The 26,860-nt window shown below is 67.9% G+C and carries 22 protein-coding genes; 8 read left to right on the forward strand and 14 right to left on the reverse strand.

The features are described from left to right. The first annotated feature begins 22 nt into the window (after positions 1–22). The 3 genes from ACPTTF_RS01145 (at position 23) to ACPTTF_RS01155 (ending at position 2,854) form a co-directional block, all read left to right on the forward strand. Positions 23–754 carry a glutathione S-transferase family protein gene (locus ACPTTF_RS01145; protein WP_423370047.1) on the forward strand — a complete coding sequence of 244 codons (732 nt, stop codon included), beginning with the start codon at positions 23–25 and terminating at the stop codon, positions 752–754. Positions 755–880: 126 nt separating this feature from the next. Then, the gene (locus tag ACPTTF_RS01150; protein WP_423370048.1) at positions 881–1,507 is read left to right on the forward strand and encodes a DUF2239 family protein; all 627 of its coding nucleotides are present in this window, start codon (positions 881–883) and stop codon (positions 1,505–1,507) included. A gap of 15 nt (positions 1,508–1,522) precedes the next feature. After that, on the forward strand, positions 1,523–2,854 hold the full coding sequence (locus tag ACPTTF_RS01155) for a carotenoid oxygenase family protein (protein ID WP_423370049.1): 1,332 nt from the start codon (positions 1,523–1,525) through the stop codon (positions 2,852–2,854). 13 nt (positions 2,855–2,867) lie between these two features. Here ACPTTF_RS01155 and ACPTTF_RS01160 read toward each other — a convergent pair whose 3' ends face one another. The 4 genes from ACPTTF_RS01160 to ACPTTF_RS01175 are packed head-to-tail and all read right to left on the reverse strand — an operon-like array spanning position 2,868 to position 7,126. Then, the gene (locus tag ACPTTF_RS01160; protein WP_423370050.1) at positions 2,868–4,034 is read right to left on the reverse strand and encodes an ABC transporter permease; all 1,167 of its coding nucleotides are present in this window, start codon (positions 4,032–4,034) and stop codon (positions 2,868–2,870) included. 4 nt (positions 4,035–4,038) lie between these two features. Beyond that, entirely contained in the window at positions 4,039–5,193 is a 1,155-nt protein-coding gene (locus ACPTTF_RS01165; RefSeq protein WP_423370051.1) for an ABC transporter permease, read from the reverse strand. A 21-nt stretch (positions 5,194–5,214) separates the two neighbouring features. Then, positions 5,215–5,913 carry an ABC transporter ATP-binding protein gene (locus ACPTTF_RS01170; protein WP_027788609.1) on the reverse strand — a complete coding sequence of 233 codons (699 nt, stop codon included), beginning with the start codon at positions 5,911–5,913 and terminating at the stop codon, positions 5,215–5,217. A 7-nt stretch (positions 5,914–5,920) separates the two neighbouring features. Further along, positions 5,921–7,126: an efflux RND transporter periplasmic adaptor subunit gene (locus ACPTTF_RS01175; protein WP_423370052.1), complete on the reverse strand. Its 1,206-nt coding sequence runs from the start codon at positions 7,124–7,126 to the stop codon at positions 5,921–5,923. A 361-nt stretch (positions 7,127–7,487) separates the two neighbouring features. Between ACPTTF_RS01175 and ACPTTF_RS01180 the strand changes: the two genes are divergently transcribed. Beyond that, entirely contained in the window at positions 7,488–7,724 is a 237-nt protein-coding gene (locus ACPTTF_RS01180; protein WP_166963705.1) for a hypothetical protein, read from the forward strand. A gap of 77 nt (positions 7,725–7,801) precedes the next feature. Here the strand turns inward: ACPTTF_RS01180 and ACPTTF_RS01185 are convergent, their stop codons facing one another. Beyond that, complete coding sequence (locus ACPTTF_RS01185) at positions 7,802–8,557, reverse strand: Mut7-C RNAse domain-containing protein (RefSeq protein ID WP_423370053.1); 756 nt, start codon at positions 8,555–8,557, stop codon at positions 7,802–7,804. A gap of 21 nt (positions 8,558–8,578) precedes the next feature. Between ACPTTF_RS01185 and ACPTTF_RS01190 the strand changes: the two genes are divergently transcribed. Together ACPTTF_RS01190 and ACPTTF_RS01195 are read left to right on the forward strand one after the other, a co-directional pair. Continuing rightward, complete coding sequence (locus ACPTTF_RS01190) at positions 8,579–9,523, forward strand: NAD(P)-dependent oxidoreductase (RefSeq protein ID WP_279573961.1); 945 nt, start codon at positions 8,579–8,581, stop codon at positions 9,521–9,523. Between the two features lie 76 nt (positions 9,524–9,599). Next, the gene (locus ACPTTF_RS01195) at positions 9,600–10,241 is read left to right on the forward strand and encodes a LysE family translocator (RefSeq protein ID WP_423370054.1); all 642 of its coding nucleotides are present in this window, start codon (positions 9,600–9,602) and stop codon (positions 10,239–10,241) included. Positions 10,242–10,316: 75 nt separating this feature from the next. On the opposite strand, the gene ACPTTF_RS01200 is transcribed toward ACPTTF_RS01195, so the two are convergent. Beyond that, positions 10,317–11,612, reverse strand: a complete 1,296-nt coding sequence (locus tag ACPTTF_RS01200) for an MFS transporter (RefSeq protein WP_423370055.1) — start codon at positions 11,610–11,612, stop codon at positions 10,317–10,319. Positions 11,613–11,709: 97 nt separating this feature from the next. Between ACPTTF_RS01200 and ACPTTF_RS01205 the strand changes: the two genes are divergently transcribed. Then, entirely contained in the window at positions 11,710–12,639 is a 930-nt protein-coding gene (locus ACPTTF_RS01205) for a LysR family transcriptional regulator (RefSeq protein ID WP_166963695.1), read from the forward strand. A 198-nt stretch (positions 12,640–12,837) separates the two neighbouring features. On the opposite strand, the gene ACPTTF_RS01210 is transcribed toward ACPTTF_RS01205, so the two are convergent. From ACPTTF_RS01210 to ACPTTF_RS01240, 7 genes are all read right to left on the reverse strand, one after another. Continuing rightward, positions 12,838–13,671, reverse strand: coding sequence for an OmpW/AlkL family protein (locus ACPTTF_RS01210; RefSeq protein WP_423370056.1), 834 nt, complete (start codon positions 13,669–13,671; stop codon positions 12,838–12,840). An 18-nt stretch (positions 13,672–13,689) separates the two neighbouring features. Then, positions 13,690–14,931, reverse strand: a complete 1,242-nt coding sequence (locus ACPTTF_RS01215) for a DUF2957 domain-containing protein (protein ID WP_166963691.1) — start codon at positions 14,929–14,931, stop codon at positions 13,690–13,692. A 139-nt stretch (positions 14,932–15,070) separates the two neighbouring features. Next, positions 15,071–16,492, reverse strand: coding sequence for a DUF2957 domain-containing protein (locus ACPTTF_RS01220; protein WP_423370057.1), 1,422 nt, complete (start codon positions 16,490–16,492; stop codon positions 15,071–15,073). A gap of 436 nt (positions 16,493–16,928) precedes the next feature. Continuing rightward, positions 16,929–17,879 (reverse strand): N-acetyl-gamma-glutamyl-phosphate reductase, encoded by a 951-nt coding sequence (argC, locus tag ACPTTF_RS01225; protein ID WP_423370058.1) that lies wholly within the window; start codon positions 17,877–17,879, stop codon positions 16,929–16,931. Between the two features lie 141 nt (positions 17,880–18,020). Beyond that, entirely contained in the window at positions 18,021–18,593 is a 573-nt protein-coding gene (locus tag ACPTTF_RS01230; RefSeq protein WP_423370059.1) for a flavodoxin family protein, read from the reverse strand. A gap of 221 nt (positions 18,594–18,814) precedes the next feature. Continuing rightward, positions 18,815–19,426: a YbhB/YbcL family Raf kinase inhibitor-like protein gene (locus tag ACPTTF_RS01235; RefSeq protein WP_423370060.1), complete on the reverse strand. Its 612-nt coding sequence runs from the start codon at positions 19,424–19,426 to the stop codon at positions 18,815–18,817. A gap of 240 nt (positions 19,427–19,666) precedes the next feature. Next, a complete protein-coding gene (locus ACPTTF_RS01240; RefSeq protein ID WP_059232636.1) occupies positions 19,667–20,353 on the reverse strand; it encodes an orotate phosphoribosyltransferase in 687 nt (228 codons plus the stop codon). A gap of 458 nt (positions 20,354–20,811) precedes the next feature. Here ACPTTF_RS01240 and ACPTTF_RS01245 point away from each other — a divergent pair, with 458 nt between their 5' ends. Then, positions 20,812–23,082: an NADP-dependent malic enzyme gene (locus ACPTTF_RS01245; RefSeq protein ID WP_166963680.1), complete on the forward strand. Its 2,271-nt coding sequence runs from the start codon at positions 20,812–20,814 to the stop codon at positions 23,080–23,082. Positions 23,083–23,241: 159 nt separating this feature from the next. On the opposite strand, the gene ACPTTF_RS01250 is transcribed toward ACPTTF_RS01245, so the two are convergent. Further along, the gene (locus ACPTTF_RS01250) at positions 23,242–26,832 is read right to left on the reverse strand and encodes an indolepyruvate ferredoxin oxidoreductase family protein (protein ID WP_423370061.1); all 3,591 of its coding nucleotides are present in this window, start codon (positions 26,830–26,832) and stop codon (positions 23,242–23,244) included. Positions 26,833–26,860 lie beyond the last annotated feature (28 nt).

Raw genomic sequence — 26,860 nt, forward strand, 5'->3', positions numbered from 1 at the left:
TCAACTTCTGCGGAACCTCCCGATGTCCCCGATCCTCCTCTACGGCATTCCCGCTGGCTGTTCGTTCGGCTCGATCGTCGCGCTTGAATGGGCTGGCCGCCCGTACCGGCTGTCGCGCATCGCGATGCCGAGCGTCGCGACGAGCGACGCGTATCTCGCGCTGAACCCGGTCGCCGAAACGCCGGCATTCGTGACCGCGAACGGCGAGGTGCTGACCGAAAGCCTCGCGATCCTCGGTCATGTCGGCGCGCAAGTGCTCGACAGCGGCCTCGCGTTTCGCCAGGGCAGCGCGGATTTTGACCGGCTGAACCGGATGCTCGCGTGGCTGAACACGACGTTCTTCAACGCGTTCGGCGCACTTTGGTACGTGTACGAACACGACACCGAGGGCGCGGAGAAAGCGGCGCTGCAGGCTTATGGCAGCGGCAAGGTGCTGAAGGCGCACCGGCAGCTCGAGGCGCTGCTCGAGCGTGGCGATGGCCCGTGGCTGCTGGGTGCGCGGCGCACGCTGGCCGACGCGTACTTCTCCGGGATCGCGCGCTGGGCCGACTATCACGCGGTATTCGAGCGCGACGCGTTCCCGCGCATCGCCGCGCTGCGTGCGCGGCTTGCCGACGATGCGGGCGTGCAGTTCGCGCACGCAATCGAGGAAAACCTGCCGTTGCCGGCGTCGCCGGCGTTCGAAGGGCATGTGTCGCTCGACGACGCGCTGGCAAGCGCACGCGGCATCGCGGCTGCGGCCCGGGCGGCCTGACCGGCAACGCGGTTGTCCGAAGGGGGAATCCGTGATGGATGTTTTTTTTACCCGGATAATATTGACATCCAATTAATACCCGGATAAAAATAGCGTCATTCTGATTCCTGCCTCCGGGTGACCACGATGACAACCTCCACGCTCCTCCCTTCATACACGGCCTTCGAAGGCCACCGGCGGCTTGCGTCGGGCCCGCTCGCGACGGTCGCGCTCGCGGTCCGGCAGGCAGCCGGCGACGCAATGCCCGGCACGATCCTGATCTTCGATGACGCGACGGGCCGCTCGATCGACCTCGACCTGCGCGGCACCGAGGACGACATCCGCGCGCGCTATGCGCCGCCGTCAGGCGACACGTCCGGGGCTGCCGGCGAGCCCGCAGGCGCCGGCGAACAGCGCGGCCGCGGCCGGCCGAAGCTCGGCGTCGTGTCGCGTGAGGTCACGCTGCTGCCGCGTCACTGGGAATGGCTCGGCGCGCAGCCGGGCGGCGCGTCGGTTGCGCTGCGCAAGCTCGTCGAGGACGCGCGGCGCACGCATGCGGCGGCCGACCGGCACCGCGACGCGCAAACCCGCGCCTACCACTTCATGTCGGCGATGGCGGGCAATCTGCCCGGTTTCGAGGAAGCCGCACGGGCGCTGTATGCGAATGACCCGGCGCGGCTGGCCGAGCTGGCCGCCGGCTGGCCGGACGACGTGCGCGACCATGCGCTCGCCCTGGCGTGCGGCGACCTGCCGCCGTCCGCCGAAGACTGTTGACGGAGCACCGATGCAATGACCGTATTCGATCTGAACCGAGGCGCGATCGCGCCGGTCGCCGACGAAGTCGATCTCGTCGACCTGCGCGTGACGGGCGTCATCCCGCGCGAACTCTGCGGCGCGTTGCTGCGCAACGGCCCGAATCCGCCGGGCGGCCGCTTCGAAGGCAGCGACATGCTGTCGTGGTGGCCGGAAGCCGCGATGCTGCACGCGATCGCGTTCGACGACGGCCGCGCGACCGGCTACTGGAACCGCTGGGCGCGCACGCAGCGCTGGGCCGCCGTGCATGCACCCGAGCAGGCGCCGCATCTGCCGGACACCAATCCGAACGTGAACGTGCTGCAGCATGCGGGCGAATTGCTCGCGCTGGCCGAGGGCGGCGCGCCGCTCGCGATCACGGCCGAACTCGATTCGTTCGGCGTGCCGGCGCGGCATGCGGGCTTCGACGGCGGCATGACCGCGCACCCGAAGGTCGATCCGGTGACCGGCGAGCTGATGACGTTCCGCGCGGACTGGCGCGCGCCGTGGCTGCGCTACGGCGTGATCGACGCGCACGGCGTGCAGCGTGTCGACGTCGAGATCGACCTGAACGCGCCGTCGATGATGCACGACCTCGCGATTACCGAAACCCGCAGCCTGCTGCTCGACCTGAACGTCGGCTACGACTTCTCGCTGCTGAAGCAGGGCCACCGGATGCCGCTGCGCTGGCACGACGATCGGCCCGCGCGTATCGGCGTGATCCCGCGCCACGGCGGCGCGGTGCGCTGGTTCGGCGTCGAGCCGTGCTTCATCCTGCACGTCGTGAACGCGTACGACTGCGACGAATCGTGCATCGTGCTCGATGCGGTGCGTTATCCGTGGTTCCTGCGGCTCGACGCGCGCACGGGCCGCTTCGCCGACAACCCGGTCGGCGAGCTGTGGCGCTACGTGATCGATACGGCGAACGGTCTGATCGACGAAGGGCCGCTCGCCGACGGCGGCATCGAGATGCCGCGCATCAACGAAAGCCGCACGGGGCGCGGCTACCGCTACCTGTATGCGGTCGAGCAGCCGAACCATGCGGAAATGCGCGGCGTGATGCGCTTCGACCACGCGAGCGGCACGACGACGCGCTACGCGGTGCCGCCCGGCGACCAGAACAGCGAGCCGGTGTTCGTGCCGCGCCCGGGTGGTGTCGACGAGGACGACGGCTGGCTGCTGGTGATGGTCTACCGCGCGGAGACGGACACGAGCGACGTCGTGATCCTCGATGCGCGCGCGATCGACGCGGGGCCGGTCGCGACCGTGCACCTGCCGCGCCGCGTGCCGGCCGGGTTCCACGGCGCGTGGGTGCCGCGCGAGCGTTGAGCGGCGGCGCGCGTCACTGCGCGCGAAGCGCATCGACGATCTTCAGCCGCGCGGCGCGCATCGCCGGCAGGAACCCGCCGACGAGCCCCATCACGAGCGAGAACAGCAGCGTCTTCACGACGATCGCGGGCGTCAGCACGAAGCGGAACGACAGGTCCGCGAAGGTCTGGAAGTTGGTCGTCGAGAACGACGCGAGCTGCATCAGCGATGCGCACGCGAGCCCCGCGACGCCGCCGACGAAGCCGAGCAGCAGCGCTTCCAGCAGGAACGCGGCGAGCACGTTCGTGCGCTTGAAGCCGAGCGCGCGCAGCGTGCCGATCTCGGCGACGCGGTTCGCGACCGACGCGTACATCGTGATCATCGCGCCGATCATCGCGGCGATCGAGAAGATCGTCGACAGCGTGATGCCGAGAATGTTGATGAACTTCGACAGCGCCTTCGACTGGTCGCCATAGAAGGTCTGCTCGCGTTTCGCCTCGTCGGTCAGCCGCGGGTCGACGTCGATGTCGGCCTTGAAGCGCGCGAAGCCGTCGGCGCTCGGGATGCGCAGCACCATCGACGAATAGCTGGTGCGCCGGAACGACTGCATCAGCTGGTCGACGTCGCCCCAGATCTCCGAATCGAAGCCGCTGCCGCCCGCGTCGAAGATGCCGACGATGGTCCAGTCGCGCTGTGCGAAATGCAGGCTGTCGCCGAGCTGCGTGCCGCTGAACCCTTTCGCGATCGCGCTGCCGACGATGATTTCCGACGAGCCGGGCGTGAACATCCGGCCGGCCGTGAGCGTCACGTGCGGGCGCAGCGCGAGCCCGGCGGGCGACACGCCGCGGATCACGACGTTCGACGGCTTGCCGGTCGACGTCTTCACGAGCGAGATCAGCACGACCGCTTCCTTCGACACGAGCGGCCGGCCGTCGGGGCCGAGCGCGACGGCCGGGTGCATCTCGAGCGCATTGGCCTGCTGATGGTCGATCGAACTCTGGATCTCGGTTTCGGCGCCCTTGCGGATCACCACGGCGTTGTCGGGTTCGCCGGTTGAAACGAGCGTCTTCGTGAGCCCGGCGTCGAGCATCTGCACCGTCGCGAACACGAAGATCACGAGTGCCATCCCGCCGGCGGTCAGCGCGGTGGTGAGCCGCCGGGTCCACAGGTTGCGCGCGATGTAGTTGAGCGGGATCGCCATGCGCTTATCCGATCGCCCGCAGGCCTTCGACCACGCGCACGCGCGCCGCCTGCCACGCCGGCACGATCGCGGCCGCGAAGCCGACCGCGATCGAGCACGCGGCCTGCAGCACGACCGTCTCGGTCGACACCTTGAACACCGGGAAGATGCCGCCTGCCGCCTGCTTGAACAGGCTCGCGGCGGGCGGGGTCGCGAGGATCCCGAGCCCGCCGCCGGCCACCGCGATCACGACCGATTCGCCGAACACGATCAGCGCGAGGAACCCGGGGCCGAAGCCGAGCGCCTTCAGCGTCGCGTATTCGGCGGTGCGTTCGCGCGCGCTCATCGCCATCGCGTTGGCCATCACGGCCATGATGATCAGGATCACCACGTATGACACGACGCGGATCGCCGCGATGATCTGGTTCGACATCGCGACGAAGCCGAGCTGGAACGCCTGCTCGGTTTCGGTCAGCGTCTCGGCGAGCGAGTTCTTGAACACGGCGTCGACGTTGCGCGCGATCGACGCGCCGTCGTCCGGATTCGCGACGCCGAGCACGAACAGGCCGACCTGGTCGGCCTGCTTCGGCGTGCGCTGGCGCACCGTCTCGTTCAGGTAGTCCCAGTGGAACACCAGCTGGCGCGTGATCGTCGACTCGTCGCGGCCGTCGAGAATGCCGCGCACGACGAAATCCCAGGTGCCCGGGTAGATCGTGCCCTTCAGCGGAATCACGTCGCCGACCTTGAAGCCGAACTGATCCGCGAGCTGGCGCCCGACCAGGCAGCCGCGGCGGTCGCGGTTGTAGTCGGCGCGCTGCTGCTCGGGCACGATGAATTCCGGATACAGGTCGAGATAGTTGTCCGATACGGCGAAGCTCGCGAAGAAATTCTTCGGGTCGCGGTAGATGCCGCCGAACCAGTTCGAGCGGACCAAGGCCGTCACGCCTTCGACGCCGCGGATCCGGTTCTCGTAGCTCACGGGCAGCGGAAACACCAGCGAGATCGCGTTGCGCGTGACGAGCCGCCCGCTGGACGCGGCGGCCGCGCCCGCGTACCACGCGTCGACCACCGTATGCAGCAGCCCGAACGCGAGCACCGCGATGGTCAGCCCGAGCACGGTCAGCAGCGTGCGCAGCCGGTGCCGCAGCGCATTGCGCGCGATCAGCTTCAGCACGTACATCGCGCGCGCTCCCGCAGCCGGTCAGCCGGCGTGCCCATCGATCAGCTCCCCTTTTTCCAGATGCACGAGCGAGCGCGCGGCGCCGGCCGCGTGCGCGTCGTGGGTCACCATGATGATCGTCTTGCCGAGCTCGGCGTTCATCCGTTGCAGCATCGCGAGCACGTCGGTGGCCGACGCGCGGTCGAGGTCGCCGGTCGGCTCGTCGGCGACGATCAGCACGGGGTCGGTGATCAGCGCGCGCGCGATCGCGACGCGCTGCTGCTGGCCGCCTGACAGCTCGGACGGGTAGTGGCTCGTGCGGTCGCCGAGGTTCACCATGTCGAGCACGAGCTCGACGCGCTCGCGCCGCTCGCGGCGCGACAGGTGCGTGAGCATCAGCGGTAGCTCGACGTTCTCGAACGCCGTGAGCACCGGCATCAGGTTGTAGAACTGGAAGATGAAGCCGACGTTCGCTGCGCGCCATTCGGCCAGTTGCGCCTCCGCGAGCAGCGAGATGTCGAGCCCGCCCACGCGCAGCTCGCCGCTGTCGGGCCGGTCGATGCCGGCCACGAGGTTCAGCAGCGTGCTCTTGCCGGAGCCGGACGGCCCCATCAGCGCGACGAAGTCGCCTTCGCCGATATCGAGCGTGATGTCGGTCAGCACGGGCACGATCTGGTTGCCGCGCCGGTACGACTTCGCGACGTGGCTGAGCTCGACGAGGGGCGGCGGGGCATCGTTCACGCGTGCGCTACTTCTTCGCGACGGTCACTTTCGCGCCGTCCTTCAGCTTCGTGCCCGGCGCGAGCACGACCGTGTCGCCGGGCTTCGCGCCGCGGATCGCGACGAGTTCGCCGATCCGCATGCCGGCGGTCACGGCCGTCGCGTGCACGACGTCGTCCTTCACGACGAACACGACCGGCCGGCCGTCGCGCTCGACGACCGCGCTCGCCTGCACGGCCGTCACGGGCTGCCGGTCCTGCGCCGATACCGGCTTCGACAGGAACGCGATCTTCGCGCTCATGTCGGGCAGCACGCGGTCGTCGCGGTCGACGAAGCGCACCTTCACGAGCACGGTGGCCTTCGAGCGGTCGACGGTCGGGACGATGCGCGACACGCGGCCCGCGAAGCGCGTGTCGGGCAGCGCGTCGAGCTGGATCTCGCACGGCTGCTCGGCGCGGATCTTCGCGATGTTCGATTCGGCGACGTCGGCCTCGACCTCGAGCGTGTCCATGTCGGCGATCGTCACGACCGCCCCCTTGCTGTCCGACGCGGACGAGAACGGCGTGATGTTGTCGCCGACGTTCGCATGCTTCGCGAGCACGATGCCGTCGAACGGCGCGCGGATCACCGTCTGGTCGACCGCCACCTGCGCGGCCTGCGCGTTGGCCTCGGCGGACGCGATCGCGGCCTGGTCGCTCGCGACCGACGCGCGCGCCTTGTTCACGCGGGCCGTGTCGGTGTCGAGCTGCGCGGCCGGCACGGCGCCGCGCGGCGCGAGTGCCGAGGTGCGGCGCAACGCGATCTCGGCGTCCTTCAGTTCGGCCTGTTCGACGCCGAGGTTCGCGCGGCTGACCTTCACCTGGGCGAGCGCCTGCGCCCGCGATGCCTCGACGTCGCGGCTTTCGAGTCGCGCGATGATTTCGTCCTTCTTCACGCGCGTGCCTTCCAGCACACCGAGCCATTCGACCCGCCCCTGGCCCTTCGACGCGACCGCGGCCTTGCGCTGCGGCACGACGTAGCCGGTCGCATTGAGCTGCGTGTCGTTCTGGTACGGGTAGGCGGACGTGACGGTGGTGGTGTCGACGGCCGGTCGGCCGGTCAGCGCGAGGCCGGCGGCGATCGCGACGATGACGATCGCGGCGGCGACCGCATAGCGGAGCCACCGGCGCTGGCGGGGCGCCGGTGCGAGCGGACGCCGGTCGATCTTCAGTTTGTCCAGATTGTGATCGGGCAATTTGAGCGCCTCGAGACGGCGGCGGTCTGGCGACCGGCCGCGATCCGGTTTCCCCGGGAAAGGGACGGATGGACGCCAGTATAAGCGTCGCCCCGATGGCGCGCGAGCGGGTTTGCCGCGCCGCCACGGCGGCGGCCGGACCGCTCGCCGGGACCGGGACACACGCTCGCCCCCGGGGAAACCCGAGGGACGCAAGCAACGTGTCAACTTGCCGCGAACACGATGCGTTATGGAACCAGTGCGTCAGGTTTTGTCTCGACGGAACGGCGAAAGCCGGCCTCGCGGCCTGGGGCTCCGATGCGAATGCCTCGCATCTTTACTTACCGGTACGTTTGATTTTTTCTCCGCTAAAGGAAGAACAATGAAGAAGACGCTCGCTTCGATCATCGCCGCAGCATTCGCACTCGCATCGGTTTCGGCATTCGCACAGGAAGCCGCGTCGTCGCCGGCAGGCGCGATGGCTCCCGCTGCCGCACCGATGAAGAAGGATCACAGCAAGCCGAAGCACCAGCTGAAGCAACACGGTTCGGCCAAGGGCAAGGCGAAGGCCGCCGCCGCATCGGCAGCCGGCACGAACGACGCAGGCGCAGCAAACTAAGCGCTTCGCCCGGGGCCGGCACCGCCGGCCGCCAGTCGAGAAACCCCGCATGTTCCGGCATGCGGGGTTTTGTTTTTTCAGGCGCCGGAAACGCCCGCTGGCGGCGGCGCGCGCATCGCGTCGACCACCGTGCGCATGCGCCGCCAGTGCGAGCCTTCCCAGAACACGCGCCGGCAGATGTCGCACGCGGCGAAGCGCCGCTGCCGCTGCCGGACGCCGGCCGGCACGCGCGGTGCGGCAGCGGCCGCGTCGAGCGGATGCAGCGGCGCGTTGCAGCGCAGGCACAGTCGGAACGGGCGCATGTGCGGCGCGAGATCGAGCCGCTCGAACAGTTCGCGCAGCTGGTCGGCCGGCTGCAGCGCATGCAGGTAGCAGCCGCGCTCGACCGCGCGCCGCTTGAGCAGCTCGCGGTCGCGGGTCAGCACGATCCGGCCCTCTCGTGCGGCGAGCGCCACGAGCTCGTCGTCGCGGTAGTGGTTGTCGTAGCAGGTGTCGAAGCCCGCGAGGCGCAGCAGTTGCGCGAGGCCGCCGAGATGCGCGTCGGCGATGAAGCGCCATTGCGCCGGTGGCGGCGCGGCGGCCCTGCAGGCCGCCGGCTGCGCGCGCTCCGGAAAGGCTTCGACCCGGTCGCCGTCGTCGAGCAGCCGGTCGAGCCCGGCCGGCACGTCGTTCACGCACAGCCGGCCGATTTCGGTATGCGGGACGCCAAGCGCCTCGATCGCGTGCTTCACCGTCGCATCGCGCGCGCATGCGTGCCCGAACGCGCGGTCGCGCTGCGCGCGCGGGAGAAACGCGTTCAGTTCGTCGTGGAAGCGGAAGGTCGCGGTCGCCATGCGCGCAGTATGGCACCGCGCATGGCCGGCCGCGTGCCCTGCAGACGCCACGCATCTGTGTTTAACTCCCCGCTTCACGGAGCGAAGGAGCGGGAAATGGATCTCGGATTTATCGGGCTGGGTGAGATGGGGCAGGCAATCGCGACGAACCTGCTGAAGGCCGGGCACACGGTGCGGGTCTGGAACCGGTCGCGCGAGCGCGCCGAGCCGCTCGCCGCGCTCGGCGCGCAAATCGTCGACACGCCGGCCGACGCGTTTAGCGGCGACGCGGTGTTCTCGATGCTGGCCGACGACGCCGCCGCGCGCGCGATCTTCGACGATGCGCTGCTCGCGCAGGCGCCGCGCGGCCTGATCCACGTCAACATGGCGACGGTGTCGGTCGCGCTGGCCGAATCGCTCGCGCACGCGCATGCGTCGCGCGGCATCCATTACGTCGCCGCGCCGGTGATGGGGCGGCCCGATGTCGCGGCCGCCGCGCGCCTGACGATCATGGCGGGCGGCCCGGCGGAGGCGATCGACCGCGTGCAGCCGCTGTTCGACGCGATCGGCCAGAAGACCTGGCGGTTCGGTTCGCTGCCGCAGCACGCGAACGTCGCGAAGATCGCCGCGAACTTCACGCTCGCGTCGGCGATCGAGACGCTCGGCGAGGCGTCCGCGCTGTTGGGCGCGCACGGCGTCGCGATGCGCGACTTCCTCGACGTGATCACCGGCAGCGTGTTTCCGGGGCCTGTCTACGAGGGCTACGGCTCGATGATCGCCGAGCGGCGCTACGAGCCCGCGCGCTTCAAGGCGCGCCTCGGGCTGAAGGACGTTCGCCTGGCGCTGGAAGCCGGCGACGCCGTGTCGGTGCCGCTGCCGGTGGCGAGCGTCGTGCGCGACAACCTGCTCGACGCGCTCGCGCACGGCGGCGGCGACCAGGATTTCGCGGTGCTCGGCGAAGTCGCGCTGCGCCGCGCGGGCCGCTGAGCCGCCGCGCGACAGAAGTCCGGCGCACCGGCATAATCGACGTTTCGTTTTCCCTTACATCCAGGCAGAGGCGGGCATGAACTTGCATACGTGGTGGCTTTTCGTGGCGACGGTGTTCGTCGTGTCGGCGATTCCGGGCCCGAACATGCTGCTGGTGATGACGCACGGTGCGCGGCACGGGCTGCGGCGTTCGGCGTGGACGATGGCCGGCTGTCTCACCGCGCTGGTGCTGATGCTGTCGGTGTCGGCGGCGGGCCTCGGTGCCGTGCTCGAGGCGTGGCCTGCGATGTTCAACACGTTGCGCTTCGCGGGCGCCGCTTACCTGATCTACCTCGGTGTGAAAGCGTGGCGCGCGCGCGTCGACGACGAGCAACCTGCCGCCGACGTCGAAACCGTGTCACGCCAGGCCGCGCCGGCATCGCGCGGGACGCTGTTCCGCAACGGTTTCCTGGTCGCGGGCAGCAACCCGAAGGCGATCCTGTTCGCGGCCGCGCTGCTGCCGCAGTTCATCAACGCGGCCGAGCCGACGCTGCCGCAATTCGGCGTGCTCGTCGTCACGTTCGCGGTGATCGAGGTGAGCTGGTATCTCGTCTATGCGTCGTTCGGCACGCGCATCGGCGCGACGCTGAAGAGCCAGAGCGTTGCGAAGATCTTCAACCGGCTGACGGGCGGGCTGTTCGTCGGCTTCGGTGCGATGATGGCGCTGGTCCGTCACTGATTTCGAATCGACGCCGGTGCGCCGAACGCCCCGTCCCTCGCAAGAGGGCGGGGCGTTCGGCTTTTCGGGCCTGCTTCACGCACGCGGGCGAGTGAGTGCCGCTGCGCCGGCCCCGCGTCCGGCCGAGAGCCCGAAAGCGGCGGCCGCGCCCGCGAACGCGAAGCCGACGCCGCACACCGCGCTCCACCCGCCCCAGGCCCACGCACTGCCCGCGAGCACCGCGCCAAGCGCGCCGCCGATGAAGAACAGCCCGACGAACAGCCCGTTCAGGCGGCCGCGAGCGGCCGGGTTCAGCAGGTTGATCTCGCGGCGGCCGATCGTCTGGTCGACGATGACGCCCGCGTCGAGCAGCGCCGCGCCGCCGGCCAGCAGTGCGAGCGCGAGGCCGCGATGCGCGTGTGCGTCGAAGCCGAACCAGCCGGCGCCCGCGATCCCGAGCACGACAAGCGCCACGAGCATCGTGCCGTGCGCGATCCGCTGCGCGGCCGGCCCGTGGCCGCGGTCGCCCGCGCGGCCCGCGAGCGGCGTGACGATCGCGCCGCTGGCACCGGCGAACGCGAACAGCGCGATCCCGTGCAGGTCGAGGCCGAACGGCGGCTGCGCGAGCCGCAGCCCGACCGCGGTCCAGAATGCGCTGAACGCGGCCATCGCGAGCGCGGCCGACAGTGCATGCCGGCGCAGCACCGGCTCGTCGGCCAGCAGGCGCCCCATCGACGCGAGCAGCGCGCGGTAGCCGGCCGTGATCGACGGCTTGCGCGACGGCAGGCGCAGTGCCAGTACGACGGCGATCGCGGCATTCGCAAGCGCCGCCAGTCCATAGAAGCCGCGCCAGCCGGCCGTGCCTGCGATCAGGCTCGCGAGCGGGCGCGACAGCAGGATGCCGAGCATCAGCCCGCTCATCACGTTGCCGACCGCACGGCCGCGCTGCGCGTCGGGTGCCATCGACGCGGCCATCGGCACGAGCATCTGGATCACGCTCGATGCGGCGCCGGCCGCGAGTGTCGCCAGCAGGAACACGGTGCCCGACCGCGTGAATGCGGGCAGCGCGAGCGCCGCCGCGCATGCGGCCAGCGTCGCGACGATCAGGCGGCGGTTCTCGAGCAGGTCGACGAGCGGCACGAGCAGCACCAGCCCGGCCGCGTAGCCGAGCTGCGGCAGCATCGCGACGAGGCCGGCAAGGCCGGGCGGCAGGTGCAGGTCGGCGCTGATCGGGCCCGTCAGCGGTTGCGCGGCGAACAGGTCCATCACGATCACGCCGACCGTCGCGGCGAAGAACAGCGTCATGCCCGCGCTCAGCGCGGGCGGCGTCCCGGCGGGCGTGCTGACGGGCGGGCGAACGGCGGCGGGACAAGGGTTGGCGGGGCAGTTCATCGGAGGCCTGGCGAGTGGGTCGAAGGAGTACCCATCGTAGGTGCCCGATGTTTATGCGACAATTGAAATATCTCTAACATGATTATGCGAGTTTGTTTTGAATACGCGTGATCTCCAGGCGTTCGTCGCGGTGGTCGACAGTGGGTCGATGGTCGCCGCGGCCGCTAAGCTCCACCTGACGCAGCCGGGCCTGACGCGGCGCGTGCAGAACCTCGAAACGCTGCTTGGCATGCCGCTGCTCGAACGGCAAAGCAAGCCGCTGAAGCCGACCGCCGCCGGGCGCGACGTCTACGCGCTCGCGCGCAACGTGCTGGGCGCGGTCGACGAGCTGATGGCGGCGGGCGCGCCGGACAGCGAGCCGTCTGGCGAGCTGCGCATCGGCGTGCCGCCGTTCCTGTCCGAGCTGGCGCTCGAGCAGCCGATCGACCGGCTGCGCGACGCGTTTCCGCGCCTCACGCTGCGGGTGACGGCCGGCTGGTCGCCGGCGCTGATGCAGGGCATTGAGCGCGGCACGCTCGACGTCGCGGCCGTGATGGTGCCGGCAAGTTCGGTATTGCCCGACGCGTTCACGTCGACGTTGCTCGGCACGCAGCCGACGGTGCTGGTCGCGGCACGCGACTTTCCGCTGCCGGACGGTCCGTTGTCGATCGACACGCTGTCGCGTTTTCCGTGGGTACTAAGCCAGGACGGTTGCGGGATGCGTTCGGCGCTGAGCCGCGCGCTCGGCGCGGCCGGGCTGCCGTTCGACGTCGCGGTCGAGGCATTCGGCTCGGAGCTGCAGCTGTCGCTCGTCGCGCGCGGCGCGGGCATCGGGATCGCGCCGCCGAACGCGGTGGCGCGCAGCGCGCATCGCGATGCGCTGAGGGTGGTGGAAACGGCGGGGCTGGAGACGCGGATCAACGTATGGATCGTGCACGGCGCGCTGCCGGGCCGCCTGGCGCGGCCCGTCGCGCTGCTGCGCGACGCGCTGGCCGAGGTGCTGGACGGGGAAATCAGGAAGGGGTCAGAAGCCAGTGAAGCGATTTAGAGCCGGCATTCGAGGGAAAATCCTTATTTTCTCTACGGAAATGTTGCATTGCGGAAATCGATTCGCTAGAATTGCACCTGTCTCCTCCATGTCTCCTCTGATATGGATTCAGCCCGCCTCTTAGGCGGGCTTTTTTTTGCCTGCGATTTTGCCGCGGCATGCCATTCGTCGTTCGTCGTTCGTCGTCCGTCGCTGCGCTCAGAACTTGTACGTCATCCCGACGTAGCTGATGATCGGGTCGGCCTTCAGGTCCGATTTCGACTCCGAGAGCACCGAGCCGTCGGCTGCCTTGATCGTCACTGTCGACGTCGTCTTCAGCGGGATGTACGTCACCGACGCGACCAGCCCGAAATGCTCCGTCATGTTGTATTGCAGGCCCGCGTTGAACACCGGCTGCCATGACGACGACGCCTTCGCTTCCACCGATGTCGTACCCGGCTTGCCCGCGCCCGCCGCGAGGATCGCGCCGAGGTTGTCCTGCGTCTGCTTGATGAAGTTCGTGTTGAGCTGCAGGTCGCTGAACCAGTTGTACGACACGCCGAGGCCGAGGAACGGCCGGAACTTCGCGGTGGCCTGCCCGAAGTAGTACTGCAGGATCACCGCGGGGCTCCACTGCCGCACGCTCTTCACGATCGGGTTGACCGACCCGAGCCCGATGTTCTGCGTGCCGAGCGCGCCGGCAGGTCCTGGCGGCTTGATGGTGCCCTGGCCCGACACCTTGAACACCGGCGGCACGCCGGCCACCGACGTGACCGCGATGTGGTCGGTCAGGAAGTGGCTGACCGTCAGGCCGACGGTGTCGGCGCCGCTCGTACGCAGCCCGGTGCCCGGCGATGTGAACGACGGCGGCAGCCGCAGCGGCGTGTTGATCGGCGTCGGCGCGACGTTGGTCGTCATCGGCGTGCTGCTCTGCTGCGGCATCACGTGGAACCAGCCCAGCGTGACGACGTTGCTGCCGGCGCTCTGCGCGTGCGCCGCGAGCGGCGCCAGCACGGCGGCGCCGGCCGCCGCGCCCAGAAGGGTTCTCTTCATCACGGTTTCCCCCTCCGCTTACTGGACGAATGCGCCGATCGTGAAATACGGCACCGATCCAGCGTTGTCGAGGAAACCGAACACGCCACCCGTGAAGATGAACTTGCCGGTCGGCGTCGTGCTGCTTGCGCCCGTGTGGATCGTCGTGACCGTGCCCGGCACCTTCTGCGTGTAGTCGAGATCGAGCGCGGTCGCGAGCGAGGCCTGCGACGCGTTGAACGGATCGAGCAGCGTCGCCTGGTTGTTCGTCAGCGCCGTGGTGCGGTAGTCGAACTGGCTGTCGACGCCGATGTACTCGCCGTTCTGCGAGCCGACCGTGATCGTCGTTTGCGGGGCGAGGATCGAGATGCTCGATTCGTCGTCGGCGGTGAGGCCCGGCACACCGTTGCTGTCGGGCGTCGGGTTCGGGTTCGCCACCCCCGTGCGCACGAGGATCGGCACGAGCTGGTTGCGCAGCTTGCCGACGATCATGAAGCCCTTGCCCTGCGGCGTCGTCGACAGCGTCGGTTTCAGCTGGCTCGCGTAGTTGTTCGACTGGAACGCGCCGCTGCCGTCCGCCGACAGCACGAAGTTCGTGCCTTGCTGCGTGCACGCGCCGCCGGCGAACTGGCCGGTCGAGTCGCACTTGGTCCAGGTGCCGTCGGCGTTGATCGTCACCTTCGCGTCGATCGATGCCGGCGCGAAGTTCTGCGACGGCACTTCACCGAAGCCCACGTGGCTGTATGTGCCCGCAACCTTCGTGATGTCGGTTTCGATCGACGAGAAGCCGATGAACGGGTAGTACGGGAATTTCGTGTCGGGCACCGCGGCCTGGCCGAGCACGCCGTTGAACTGGATCTCCTTGCCGGGAATCGTGCCGCCCGCGACGCCCATGCCGACGAAGATGCGCGCCGGGCGCGACGGATCGAGGCTCGCGCCGTTCAGGCGGAATGCGCACTGGTTCAGCTTGTTGGTCGGCAGCAGCGTTTCCTGCGTGAGCGTGCCGCTGTCGACGGTGCCCGCGCGGGTCGGTACCACGGTGCCGGTCGTTTGCGGAACCGGTGATTCGACATAGGTGACCTGCCAGGTCATCTTGGTCGTGTCGAGCTGGACCTTGGCGAGTTCACCGCTGCCCGCGCCACCCGTAAACACGGTGGTGTAGTCGAGCGAGGCAGGACAGAGCCGGTCTTCGACGAGCGGGGGCGGATTGTCGTCGCCGCCGCCGCAGGCAGAAAGAAGGGGGGCGGCAAGGGCCGCCGCCAGAATGAGGTTGCGCTTCATGTTGCTCCTCCAGATTTGTCTTGTGCGGCGGCCAGCTCCCTGTCGGCCGCTTCTGTTGCTTGTGCTCGTCCTGCCTGCGCCGTGCCGCGCGCTCGTGCGTCACGCGACGGCGGCCAGCCCGCCGTCGCGTCCTCGTCCGCTATTTGCTGATCTGCGCGCCCACGCCGAAGTACGGGGTCGACGAAGTCGTCGAATTCGCCGACGTCGACGTGACGCCGCCGTTCACCGTGCCCTGGATCAGCGCCGCGTACAGCCCGCCCGTCGCGATCACCACACCCGATGCGGACGGGTAGGTCGCACCGCTCGGCGGCGTCGTCTTCGCGTTCAGCAGGCCCGGCGTCGCCTGGCCGTAGTCGAGCGTGAAGCCGTCTTCCTCGGCCTGCGTACTCGGATTGATGAACGACGCGTTGCTGCCGCGGATCAGGGCCGCCGTGTACTTGAAGTTCGAGTCCGCGCCCGCGTAGCCGCCGTCGATTGCGCCCGACGAGATTGCCGTTGCCGCGCCGAGCACCGCGATGCCCGATTCGTCGTCGACCTGCGCGTCGGTGTGCAGCGGCGCCGTGCCGAGGTTCACGTTGCCCGTACGCACGATCACCGGCACCGTCGCGCCGTTGAGCTGGCCGATCACCATGTGCGCGGTCGCCGACTTGCCGGTCGCGCCGACGATCGGCAACTGCGTTTGCGGCAGCGTCTGCGGGGCCTTCGTGCTGTCGAAGTAGCCGCCGTTCGCGGTGTTCACGGCCCACGGGTTGCCGGTCGTCTGGCAGCCGCCCGTGCTCGTCGACGTGCACGCGCCGTTCCCGTCGAACGTCTCGCTCGAATTCGTGCCCTTCGTCGCATAGTTGCCCGACGGCACGAGGTGGTAGATCAGCGCGTTGTACGTGCCCGGCAGCTTCGTGATGTCGGTCGTCGTGTTCGCGAAGCCGAGGAACGGATAGAAATCGAAGTGGCGGTTCGGCACCTGGCCGACGTTTTGCACGAGGCCCGGGATGATCGTCAGGCCGTCGTACTGGATCGTCGCACCGGGAATGCCGCCACCCGCGACGCCCATGCCGACCAGCAGCATCGGCGGGTTCGCCTGGTTGAAGTCGGCGGCCGTCGAGTACGTGGCGCCGCTCGGCGCCTTGCCCGTGCCCGGCGTCAGGACGAATGCGCAGCGCGTCTGCTCGGCGGTCGGCAGCGTGCCGGTCGGCGGGTGCATGACCGCACCGGTGATCGTCGTGCCGGCGCGGCTCGGCGTGACCGTGCCGGTCGCGAGCGGAATCGGCGATTCGAGCCACTTGAGCGTGTAGGTCATCGCCACGGCGTCGATGTTGACGCTGACGATCTCGCCGCTACCGGCGCCGCCGAGGTACGTGCTCTTCACGATGTCCGCGTTGGCCGGGCACAGCGCGGCGTTGACGGGCTGCGAAGGCGGCGGCCCTTGCGTGCCGCAGCTCGATCCGGAACATTGGGGCGCATTGATCGGCGCGGGTGCGCCGCCGTCCCCCCCACCACATGCAACCAGGAAAGGGGCAATGGCAAAGGCCGTTGCCACCCCCTTCGATAAGGTGTGCGACATGCCGCTGTCTCCAATCGTTTAATTGTGCGAGCTAATGTCGCCGCCTTGATTTTTGCTGTCAATTGATGAACCCGTCTAAAAAAGGCGATTGAAACGGGTATCGCGTTTTGAATCCTTGTCTGACACGGCATTCAGTAAGAATTTAAACGCGCGACAGGCTGCCTGAAGCTGCCGGAGTGGGGGATGTGCGACGCCGGACAGGCCGGCGAAGAGCCTTCCCGCGTATAACGGCAGCGTTTAAAGTGGCCGGTATCCGGTTTATCCCTATTCGGGATTGACTGGATAAAGAGGGGGTGGAATTAATTCACTGGTAATCGCGCAATCGAAAGCTTGTAAATATTTGTAAATGCGCGATCCGGAATTTTTTATATATTGCCTGATACGGGTAAATAAAAAGCCGGCCAGTGGCCGGCTTTGCATTGCATGCGATGCTGAATCAGCGTTTGAGACCCGCGTCCTCGGCCGCGCCGATGCTCAGGTTCATGCACTGGATCGCGGCGCCCGATGCGCCCTTGCCGAGGTTGTCGAGGCGCGCCACCGTGACGAAGCGCTCTTCGTTGCCGAACACGAACAGGTCGACACGGTTCGTGTCGTTGTTCGCCTGCACGTCGAAGAAGCCGCCGTCGAGGTTCGCGTCCGCATCGAACGGCGCGACGCGCACGAATGCTTCGTCCGCGTAGTACTCGGCGAACACGCGTTGCACGTCCTGCGGCGTCGCGCGCTTCGCGAGCTGCTCGGGCGTGAAGTAGGTCGTCACCGCGAGACCCTTCAGGAACGGGCCGACGATCGGCGTGAAGATCGGCGGGCTCGCGAGGCCCGTGTGCGCGGCCATTTCCGGCAGGTGCTTGTGCGTGAGGCCGAGCGCGTACGGGCGCGGGCTCGCGAGCTTGCCGCCCGGCGCCGCGTTTTCGTAGTCGGCGATCATCGACTTGCCGCCGCCGCTGTAGCCGGTAATCGAGTAGCTGTGCGCGGCGAACGTCGGTGCGACGATGCCTGCATCGACGAGCGGACGCATCGCGAGCACGAAGGCCGATGCATGGCAGCCCGGCACCGCGATGCGCTTCGACGTGCGAATCTTCTCGCGCTGCGCGCGGGTCAGTTCCGGCAGGCCGTAGGCCCAGTCGGCGCTGGTGCGGAACGCGGTGCTCGCGTCGATCAGCGTCGTGTTCGGGTTCTCGACGAGCGAGGCCGATTCGCGCGACGCGACATCCGGCAGGCACAGGAACGTGACATCCGACGCGTTGATCAGGCGGCGGCGCTCTTCGACATCCTTGCGCTTCGCTTCATCGATCCGCAGGATCTCGATGTCGTTGCGTGCCGACAGGTATTCGAAGATCTTGAGGCCGGTCGTGCCTTCCTGGCCGTCGACAAAAACTTTGGTGCTCATTTCGCTCTCACTGAATGAAACGGGGGCCCGCGCCCTGAAGCCGCCATTTTAAGACGTCATCCGGCGGGCCTGCATCGCGCGGGGCGAAAAAAGACGGCCGACGGGCCGTCTTGTGTCCCTTTGGCGCCCGCCGGCGCGTGCTCAGCCGCGGCCGGCGACCCAGCGCGCAGTCGCTTCGGCAACCCGGCGGCCGAATGCCTTCCCGGTTTCGAGGTCGCCCGGCAGCGGGCCTTCGTCGGGCGTCGCATCCGCCGGCGACTGCGCGAGCAGGCCCGTCGAGCCGCCCAGGTAGTTGATGTCGTTGCGCGTGGCCGACTTCGAGTTGGCCGGCATCAGGCTCGTGCCGACCCACACCATCCCATGCTGCATCGACAGCGTGACGAAATATTGAATCGTCGAGAACTTGTCGCCGTTCATGGTCGCTGAGTTCGTGAAGCCCGCGGCGATCTTGTCTTTCCATTTCTGCGTGAACCACGCTTTCGACGTTGCATCGGCGAATTGCTTGAACTGCGCCGACGGGCCGCCCATGTAGGTCGGCGCGCCGAAGACGATCGCGTCGGCTGCGTCGAGCGCGGCCCAGCCCGCGTCGTCGACGTCGCCGACGGCGAGCAGGCGCGCGGTCGCGCCGGCGTCCTGTGCGCCCGCGTGAACGGCCTCGGCCAGTTTCTGCGTATGGCCGTAGCCGCTGTGATAGACGATGACGATGTTCGACATGGGGCGTTCTCCGGGAAGGAACGGGAACGGCGGACCGCAGGCACGCCGCGTCACGCGTCGCCGGCTGGCGGCGCGACGGATGCGCGGCGTGGCGCCGCGACCGGTGACGACGAGTCTAGCAAGCCGAAATGACGGGAATACGCGGGGGCGCGGAGTACGCCGTTTCGCGTCGGCAGGCAATCGCGGCACGGCGGCGCGCGATGCCCGGCGCCCCGCACCGGTTATTGACCGTAGTTGACCGTGAATTGCGCGGTGCCGATCGCCAGCGTGCCGATCTCGTGCTCGAACATCGGCGCGGGGCGGCCCTGTGCGACGCGCAGGTCGTCGCCTTTCAGCGCGTAGACGGTGACCACGTAGCGGTGCGGCTTGCCGGGCGGTGGGCAGGGGCCGCCGTAGCCGTCGATCCCGAAGTCGTTGCGCGCTTCGCTCGCGCCGATGCGCCGCAGGAAGCCGGACGCGCTCGCGTCGGCAGGCAGGCTCGTGACCGTCGCGGGAATGCCCGCCACGGCCCAGTGCCACCAGCCGTGCCCCGGTGCGTCGGGATCGAAGATCGTGACCGCGTAGCCGCGCGTGCCGGGCGGCGGGTTGTGCCAGGTGAGCTGCGGCGAGTGGTTACCGCCCTTGCAGTCGCCGCGGTCGAACACGTTCGCGGCGCGGACGCGCCCGCCCGGCGTCAGGTCGTCGCTCGTTACGGTGAAAGCGCCGTCCGCATGCGCGGGCAGGGCCGTGAGGGCGGCGGCATAAAGGAGGGCGAGGAGGACGAGGAGGGCGGCGAGGAACGGCGACGGGCGACCCGATGGCACAGGCGGAGTGATCCGGCGATCCACACGCATATGGCGCTTCTCCCGTCACGAGGGCCGGACTGATGCGCCCGGCGTTGTTGGCGTAGTGCGTTGCCTGCGCAGCTGATGGCAGCGATGGATCAAGTCTAGCATTAGGGTTCGATGAGCGACGCACGCCGCGACCGGTGGTCGCGATCGTTTCCTGCGCGAATCGACGGACGAAAAAAAGCCGCCCGCGATGAAGCGGGCGGCTTGTTCAGCCTGGACGCCGGCCAGCAGGCCGGCGCGGCGTCAGTCCTTCGGGGACGTCGCGCCGCCGTGCGCAGCCGACCACTCGGCCGGTGCGTGCAGGAATTTCTCGACTTCGTCGAGCGTCTTCGTCTCGAAGTAGCCCGATGCCTTCGCGACGCGCAGCACGTCCCACCACGTGGCGAGCGCGTGCAGATCGACGTCGATGTCCTTCAGGACCGACACGCTTTCCTTGAAGATGTCGTAGTGGAACAGCACGAAGCAGTGGTTCACCGTCGCGCCAGCGGTGCGCAGCGCATTGACGAAGTTGATCTTGCTGCGGCTGTCGGTCGTCAGGTCTTCCACGAGCAGCACGCGCGAGCCTTCTTCCAGATGGCCTTCGATCTGCGCGTTGCGGCCGAAACCCTTCGGCTTCTTGCGCACGTACTGCATCGGCACCATCATCCGGTCCGCGATCCATGCCGCGAACGGGATGCCGGCCGTTTCGCCGCCCGCCACCGCGTCGATCTGCTCGAAGCCGATGTCGCGCGTGATCGTCGTTTCAGCCATTTCCATCAGCGCGCGGCGCACGCGCGGATACGAAATCAGCTTGCGGCAATCGATATAGACGGGGCTTGCCCAGCCGGACGTGAAGATGAACGGTTTTTCTGCATTGAAGTGCACTGCCTGCACTTCGAGCAGGATTTTGGCGGTCGTATCCGAGATCGACTGACGATCGTAGCCTGTCATGGGCATTCCTTGGGTGATGAGCGAAGAGCGGGCGCGGGCCCGGTGGCGCAGCACGGGAACCCGGCCGGAGACCGGGGGGCAATCGGGAGACCGATCGCATCGCTGCGCGCGTAGCCCGCGATTTTACCCGATTCAGGGTGGTTTTCGGCGGAATTCGCGCAGGTTCGCCGTGCGGCTCACCACCGGCGAAACAAGCGGGGCCGGACCGCTCGCGCGCTGATGCAGAGGATGCGGCGCTGCACCAACGGAGGTCATTTAGGGGGTGTACACTAGGCGACCCTTAGAAATCGTTCAGTACTTTGTACTTTTCTCTTGCCACCCGCCAAGGTTCGATGGCGTGCCGATCCGGCGCGTCGCGTGCCGTCTCGCAGTCGACTACCCCCTCGATTCAGGCAGACGCGGCCCAAGGTGCTGTGTACTGAACCGTCAATATTTCGCATGTCTCTCGCAGGTCAATCATGGACGAACAACTGAAGCAGGCCGCTCTCGCTTATCACCAGAACCCGAAACCCGGCAAGATTTCGGTCACCCCCACCAAGCCGCTGTCGAACCAGCTCGACCTGTCGCTCGCGTATTCGCCGGGCGTCGCCGCCGCGTGCGAGGCGATCCACGCCGATCCGCTCGACGCGCAGAAGTACACATCGCGCGGCAACCTGGTCGGGGTCATCACGAACGGTACGGCCGTGCTCGGCCTGGGCAACATCGGCCCGCTCGCCGCGAAGCCGGTGATGGAAGGCAAGGGTTGCCTCTTCAAGAAATTCGCGGGCATCGACGTGTTCGACATCGAACTGTCGGAGTCCGACCCCGACAAGCTCGTCGAAGCGATCGCGATGCTCGAGCCGACGCTCGGCGGCATCAACCTCGAGGACATCAAGGCGCCGGAGTGCTTCTACATCGAGCAGAAGCTGCGCGAGCGCATGAAGATCCCCGTCTTCCACGATGACCAGCACGGCACGGCGATCATCGCGTCGGCTGCAATCCTGAACGGCCTGAAGGTCGTCGGCAAGAAGCTGTCCGAAGTGAAGCTCGTGTGCTCGGGCGCGGGTGCCGCGGCCATCGCTTGCCTGGACCTGCTGGTGAACCTCGGCCTGACGAAGTCGAACATCCTCGTCGCCGATTCGAAGGGCGTGATCTACGAAGGGCGCGGCAATCTCGATCCGTCGAAGCAGCGCTATGCGGCGACCACCGACGCACGCACGCTCGCCGACGCGATCGTCGGTGCGGACGTGTTCCTCGGCTGCTCGAGCGCGGGCGTGCTGAAGCAGGACATGGTCAAGACGATGGGCGACCGCCCGCTGATCCTGGCGCTCGCGAACCCGGAACCGGAAATCCGCCCGGAAGACGCGAAGGCCGTGCGCCCGGACGCGATCGTCGCGACCGGCCGTTCGGACTACCCGAACCAGGTCAACAACGTGCTGTGCTTCCCGTTCATCTTCCGCGGCGCGCTCGATGTCGGCGCGACGACGATCACGGAAGAAATGAAGCTCGCGTGCGTGCGCGCGATCGCCGAGCTGGCGGAAGAAACCGACCAGAGCGAAGAAGTCGCGAAGGCGTATGAAGGCCACTCGCTCGAATTCGGGCCGGACTACCTGATTCCGAAGCCGTTCGATCCGCGCCTGATCATCAAGATCGCGCCGGCCGTCGCGCAAGCCGCGATGGATTCGGGCGTCGCCACGCGTCCGATCCAGGACATGGACGCCTACCGCGAGCAACTCGGCGCGACCGTCTACCGCACCGGCATGGTGATGCGCCCGGTGTTCGCGACCGCGAAGCAGAAGCAGGCGCGCATCGTGTTCGCCGAGGGCGAGGACGAGCGCGTGCTGCGCGCCGCGCAGTTCGTGCTGCAGGAAAAGATCGCGAAGCCGATCATCGTCGGCCGTCCGTCGGTCGTCGACATGCGCCTCGCGAAGATCGGCTCGAAGCTGAAGGCCGGCACCGATTTCGAAATCGTCGATCCGGAAGACGATGCGCGCTACCACCGCTACTGGCAGGCGTATCAGGAGATTGGCGCGCGCGACGGCGTGACGCCGGAAGTCGCGAAGGCCGCGATGCGCAAGTTCAACACGCTGATCGGCGCGATGCTCGTGCACCTGGGCGATGCGGACGGGATGATCTGCGGGATGATCGACACGTTCCACAGCCACCTGAAGTTCATCGAGCAGGTGCTGGGCCGCGCGAAGGGCGCCGAGCACTTCGCCGCGATGAACCTGCTGATGCTGCCGGGCCGCAACCTGTTCGTGTGCGACACGTACGTGAACGAGCTGCCGAGCGCCGAACAGCTCGCCGACATGACGATTCAGGCTGCGGCCGAGATCGAGCGCTTCGGCATCGCGCCGAAGGCCGCACTGCTGTCGAACTCGAACTTCGGCAGCGCGCCGTCTGCTTCGTCGCGTCGGATGGCCGAGGCTCGCAAGCTGATCGTCGAACGTGCGCCGAACCTCGAAGTCGACGGCGAAATGCACGGCGACGCGGCGCTGTCGGAAATGATCCGCAAGCAAGCCTTCCCCGGCACGACGCTGTCGGGCGAAGCGAACCTGCTGATCATGCCGAACGTCGAAGCGGCGAACATTGCGTACAACCTGCTGAAGATGGTCGGCGGCGAAGGCGTGACGGTCGGCCCGTTCCTGCTCGGCGCGGCGAAGCCGGTCCACATCCTGACGCCGGCTGCGACCGTGCGCCGGATCATCAACATGACGGCCGTTGCCGCCGCGAACGTGAACACGAAGTAAGTCCACGCCCGCGTGTGCCGCGCTTCAGGCGCGGCGCAATGAAAAACGCCACGGAACCTGCGTTCCGTGGCGTTTTTTTATTGCCGTGAGGTGAGCCGTTGGCAGCGTGTGGCGGGCGTTCGAACCGCGAATGCCCGCCGCGTTGCCCGCCGTGTACCGTTACGCGACCTGCTGGTGCGACTGGCCGCCTGCCGGCGCCCGCCACTTCGCGAGCAGCGTGTTCCACTTCTGGCGTACCGCGCGCAGGTTGTTCTCCTTCACGTGGCCGTAGCCGCGAATGCCGTCCGGCAGCGCCGCCAGCTCGAGGGCGAGCGGACGGTTGGCCGCGTTCAGCTTGGCCATCACCTCGCCGATCAGCGCTTCGTACTCGCCGATCAGCGCGCGCTCGGAGCGGCGTTCCTCGGTGCGGCCGAACGGGTCGAGCCCCGTGCCGCGCAGGAACTTCGCCTTCGCGAGCCAGCGGAACGCCGTCATCATCCACGGGCCGTACGCCTTCTTCACGAGATGGCCGTGTGCATCCGTCTTCGCGAACAGCGGCGGCGCGAGGTGGAATTTCAGCTTCCAGTCGCCTTCAAACTGCGCGGACAGGCGCGCGAGGAACGCGGGATCGGACTGCAGCCGAGCGACCTCGTATTCGTCCTTGTACGCCATCAGCTTGAACAGGTTGCGTGCGACTGCTTCAGTCAGCTGCTCCTGCATCGTGTCGCCGTCTGCGAGTGCACGCTCGGCCGCGCGCACCTTGTCGACGAACGCCGCATAGCGCGCTGCATACGCGGCGTTCTGGTACGCGGTGAGGAATTCCACGCGCTTCGCGATCAGTGCGTCGACCGCCTTCTTCGTGTGCAGTGCGATCACCGTGGCGCCTTGCACGGGGCGCGCGTCGCCGGCCGCGGCCTGCTTCACGCTCGCCAGGTCGTACGCGGCGCGGCGACCCCAGTCGAATGCCGCACGGTTCTTCTCGACCGATACCGCATTCAGCTCGATCGCGCGGACGAGCGACGCGAGCGTGAGCGGCAGCCAGCCTTTTTGCCACGCGTAGCCGAGCACGAACGGGTTCGTGTAGATCGCGTCGCCGAGCAGCGCGACCGCGAAGCGGTTCGCGTCGATGAAATCGACGGCTTCACCCGCCGCCGCGCGGATGTCGTTCTCGGCGGACAGGCCCGGGAACGCCCAGTTCGGGTTCTTGATGAACTCGGCGGTCGGCGTCTGCGCGCTGTTGACGACCACGCGTGTCGTGTCGTGCCGCATCCGCGACGTGCACTCGTCGCCGGCCGTGACGATCGAGTCGCAGCCGATCACGAGATCGGCTTCGCCCATCGCGATCCGCGTCGCATGGATGTCGGTCGGTGCGTGCGAGATCTGCACGTGGCTCATCACGGCGCCGCCCTTCTGCGCGAGGCCGGTGACGTCGAGCACGGTCACGCCCTTGTTTTCCAGGTGTGCGGCCATGCCGAGCAGCGCGCCGATCGTGACGACGCCCGTGCCGCCCACGCCCGTGACGAGCACGCCGTATGCGCGGTCGATGTCCGGCAGCGTCGGTTCAGGGATCGGCGGCAGTGCGTTGCCGTCGACCGACACGGCCTTCGGCTTCTTCAACTGGCCGCCCTCGACCGTGACGAAGCTCGGGCAGAAGCCCTTCACGCACGAGAAGTCCTTGTTGCAGCTCGACTGGTTGATCTGGCGCTTCGTGCCGAATTCGGTTTCCAGCGGCTCGACCGACAGGCAGTTCGACTGCACCGAGCAGTCGCCGCAGCCTTCGCACACCGCGTCGTTGATCACGACGCGCTTGGCCGGATCCGGATACGTGCCGCGCTTGCGGCGGCGGCGTTTCTCGGTCGCGCAGGTCTGGTCGTAGATCAGGATCGTCGTGCCTTCGATCTCGCGCAGCTCGCGCTGCACGTCGTCGAGCTGGTCGCGGTGATGGATCGGCACGCCCGGCGCGAGCAGCGCCTTCTGGCTGTCGTACTTCTCCGGCTCGTCGGTGACGATCACGATCTTCTTCGCGCCTTCGGACGCGAGCTGGTGCGTGATCTGCGGCACCGTCAGCACGCCGTCGACCGGCTGGCCGCCCGTCATCGCCACTGCATCGTTGTAGAGGATCTTGTAGGTGATGTTCGCTTTCGACGAGATCGCCGCGCGCACGGCCAGCAGGCCCGAGTGGAAGTAGGTGCCGTCGCCGAGGTTCGCGAACACGTGCTTCTCGTCCGTGAACGGCGCCTGGCCGATCCACGGCACGCCTTCACCGCCCATCTGGCTGAAGGTGCTCGTGCTGCGGTCCATCCACACGGTCATGTAGTGGCAGCCGATGCCGGCGATCGCGCGCGAGCCTTCCGGCACGTTGGTCGACGTGTTGTGCGGGCAGCCCGAGCAGAACCACGGCTTGCGCTCGGTCTGCACGTGCGGCTTCGCGAGCGCCATTTCCTTCGCGTTGATCACGGCGAGCCGCGCGGCGATGCGCGCGCGCACGTCGGACGGCAGCTCGAACTTCTCGAGGCGCGTCGCGATCGCCTTTGCGATGATCGCGGGCGACAGCTCGTAGTGCGCGGGCAGCAGCCAGTTGCCCATCGGCACCGACCATTCGCCACCGGCGCCGTCCTTCTCGTCGAACTTGCCGAACACGCGCGGCCGCTGGCCGTCGGGCCAGTTGTACAGCTCTTCCTTGATCGCGTATTCGAGGATCTGGCGCTTTTCCTCGACGACGAGGATTTCGTCGAGGCCGCGTGCGAATGCCTGTGCGCCCTGCGCTTCGAGCGGCCACACGCAGCCGACCTTGTAGAGCCGGATGCCGATCCGCGCGCAGGTTTCGTCATCGAGGCCGAGATCGGTCAGCGCCTGACGCACGTCGAGGTACGCCTTGCCGCCGGTCATGATCCCGAAGCGCGCGCTCGGCGAATCGATCTCGATCCGGTCGAGCTTGTTCGCACGCACATACGCGAGCGCCGCGTACCACTTGTAGTCGAGCAGCCGCGCTTCCTGCACGAGCGGCGGGTCGGGCCAGCGGATGTTCAGGCCGCCTTCCGGCACGATGAAGTCGGTTGGCAGCACGATCTCGGTGCGATGCGGGTCGATGTCGACCGACGCCGACGATTCGACGACGTCCGTCACGCACTTGAGCGCGACCCACAGGCCCGAGTAGCGGCTCATCGCCCAGCCGTGCAGGCCGAAATCGAGATATTCCTGCACGTTGGACGGGAACAGCACCGGCAGCCCGCAGGCCTTGAAGATGTGTTCGGACTGGTGCGCGAGCGTCGACGATTTCGCCGCGTGGTCGTCGCCGGCGAGCACCAGCACGCCGCCGTGCTGCGACGAGCCGGCCGAGTTCGCGTGCTTGAAGACGTCGCCGGTGCGGTCCACGCCCGGGCCTTTGCCGTACCACATGCCGAACACGCCGTCGTGCTTCGCGCCGGGGTACAGGTTCACCTGCTGCGAGCCCCACACGGCGGTGGCGGCGAGATCTTCGTTGAGGCCGGGCTGGAAGACGATCTGGTGGGCCGCCAGGTGCTGCTTGGCCTTCCAGAGCGAGAGGTCGAGGCCGCCGAGCGGCGAACCGCGATAGCCGGAGATGAAGCCGGCCGTATTGAGACCGGCGGCGCGATCGCGTTCCTGCTGGAGCATCGGCAGGCGCACGAGGGCCTGGATGCCGCTCATGTACGCGCGACCGCGTTCCAGTGTGTATTTGTCATCAAGCGTGACGGACTTCAGCGCGGCTTCCAGGGACGCGCGTTGGCCTGCGTCTAGCGGGGCATTCATTAACTGTCTCCTCCACCCAGTTTGGGAT

Origin of the sequence: Burkholderia crassaminum (assembly GCF_964265005.1) — a bacterium.
Taxonomy (GTDB): domain Bacteria; phylum Pseudomonadota; class Gammaproteobacteria; order Burkholderiales; family Burkholderiaceae; genus Burkholderia.

Excerpts from the sequence above, each read along its gene's own strand:
- ACPTTF_RS01145 (WP_423370047.1), top strand. The coding sequence starts at position 23 with ATGTCCCCGATCCTCCTCTACGGCATTCCCGCTGGCTGTTCGTTCGGC.
- ACPTTF_RS01150 (WP_423370048.1), top strand. The coding sequence starts at position 881 with ATGACAACCTCCACGCTCCTCCCTTCATACACGGCCTTCGAAGGCCAC.
- ACPTTF_RS01155 (WP_423370049.1), top strand. The coding sequence starts at position 1,523 with ATGACCGTATTCGATCTGAACCGAGGCGCGATCGCGCCGGTCGCCGAC.
- ACPTTF_RS01160 (WP_423370050.1), bottom strand. The coding sequence starts at position 4,034 with ATGGCGATCCCGCTCAACTACATCGCGCGCAACCTGTGGACCCGGCGG.
- ACPTTF_RS01165 (WP_423370051.1), bottom strand. The coding sequence starts at position 5,193 with ATGTACGTGCTGAAGCTGATCGCGCGCAATGCGCTGCGGCACCGGCTG.
- ACPTTF_RS01180 (WP_166963705.1), top strand. The coding sequence starts at position 7,488 with ATGAAGAAGACGCTCGCTTCGATCATCGCCGCAGCATTCGCACTCGCA.
- ACPTTF_RS01185 (WP_423370053.1), bottom strand. The coding sequence starts at position 8,557 with ATGGCGACCGCGACCTTCCGCTTCCACGACGAACTGAACGCGTTTCTC.
- ACPTTF_RS01190 (WP_279573961.1), top strand. The coding sequence starts at position 8,579 with ATGGCCGGCCGCGTGCCCTGCAGACGCCACGCATCTGTGTTTAACTCC.
- ACPTTF_RS01195 (WP_423370054.1), top strand. The coding sequence starts at position 9,600 with ATGAACTTGCATACGTGGTGGCTTTTCGTGGCGACGGTGTTCGTCGTG.
- ACPTTF_RS01200 (WP_423370055.1), bottom strand. The coding sequence starts at position 11,612 with ATGAACTGCCCCGCCAACCCTTGTCCCGCCGCCGTTCGCCCGCCCGTC.
- ACPTTF_RS01210 (WP_423370056.1), bottom strand. The coding sequence starts at position 13,671 with ATGAAGAGAACCCTTCTGGGCGCGGCGGCCGGCGCCGCCGTGCTGGCG.
- ACPTTF_RS01215 (WP_166963691.1), bottom strand. The coding sequence starts at position 14,931 with ATGAAGCGCAACCTCATTCTGGCGGCGGCCCTTGCCGCCCCCCTTCTT.
- ACPTTF_RS01220 (WP_423370057.1), bottom strand. The coding sequence starts at position 16,492 with ATGTCGCACACCTTATCGAAGGGGGTGGCAACGGCCTTTGCCATTGCC.
- argC (WP_423370058.1), bottom strand. The coding sequence starts at position 17,879 with ATGAGCACCAAAGTTTTTGTCGACGGCCAGGAAGGCACGACCGGCCTC.
- ACPTTF_RS01230 (WP_423370059.1), bottom strand. The coding sequence starts at position 18,593 with ATGTCGAACATCGTCATCGTCTATCACAGCGGCTACGGCCATACGCAG.
- ACPTTF_RS01235 (WP_423370060.1), bottom strand. The coding sequence starts at position 19,426 with ATGCGTGTGGATCGCCGGATCACTCCGCCTGTGCCATCGGGTCGCCCG.
- ACPTTF_RS01240 (WP_059232636.1), bottom strand. The coding sequence starts at position 20,353 with ATGACAGGCTACGATCGTCAGTCGATCTCGGATACGACCGCCAAAATC.
- ACPTTF_RS01245 (WP_166963680.1), top strand. The coding sequence starts at position 20,812 with ATGGACGAACAACTGAAGCAGGCCGCTCTCGCTTATCACCAGAACCCG.
- ACPTTF_RS01250 (WP_423370061.1), bottom strand. The coding sequence starts at position 26,832 with ATGAATGCCCCGCTAGACGCAGGCCAACGCGCGTCCCTGGAAGCCGCG.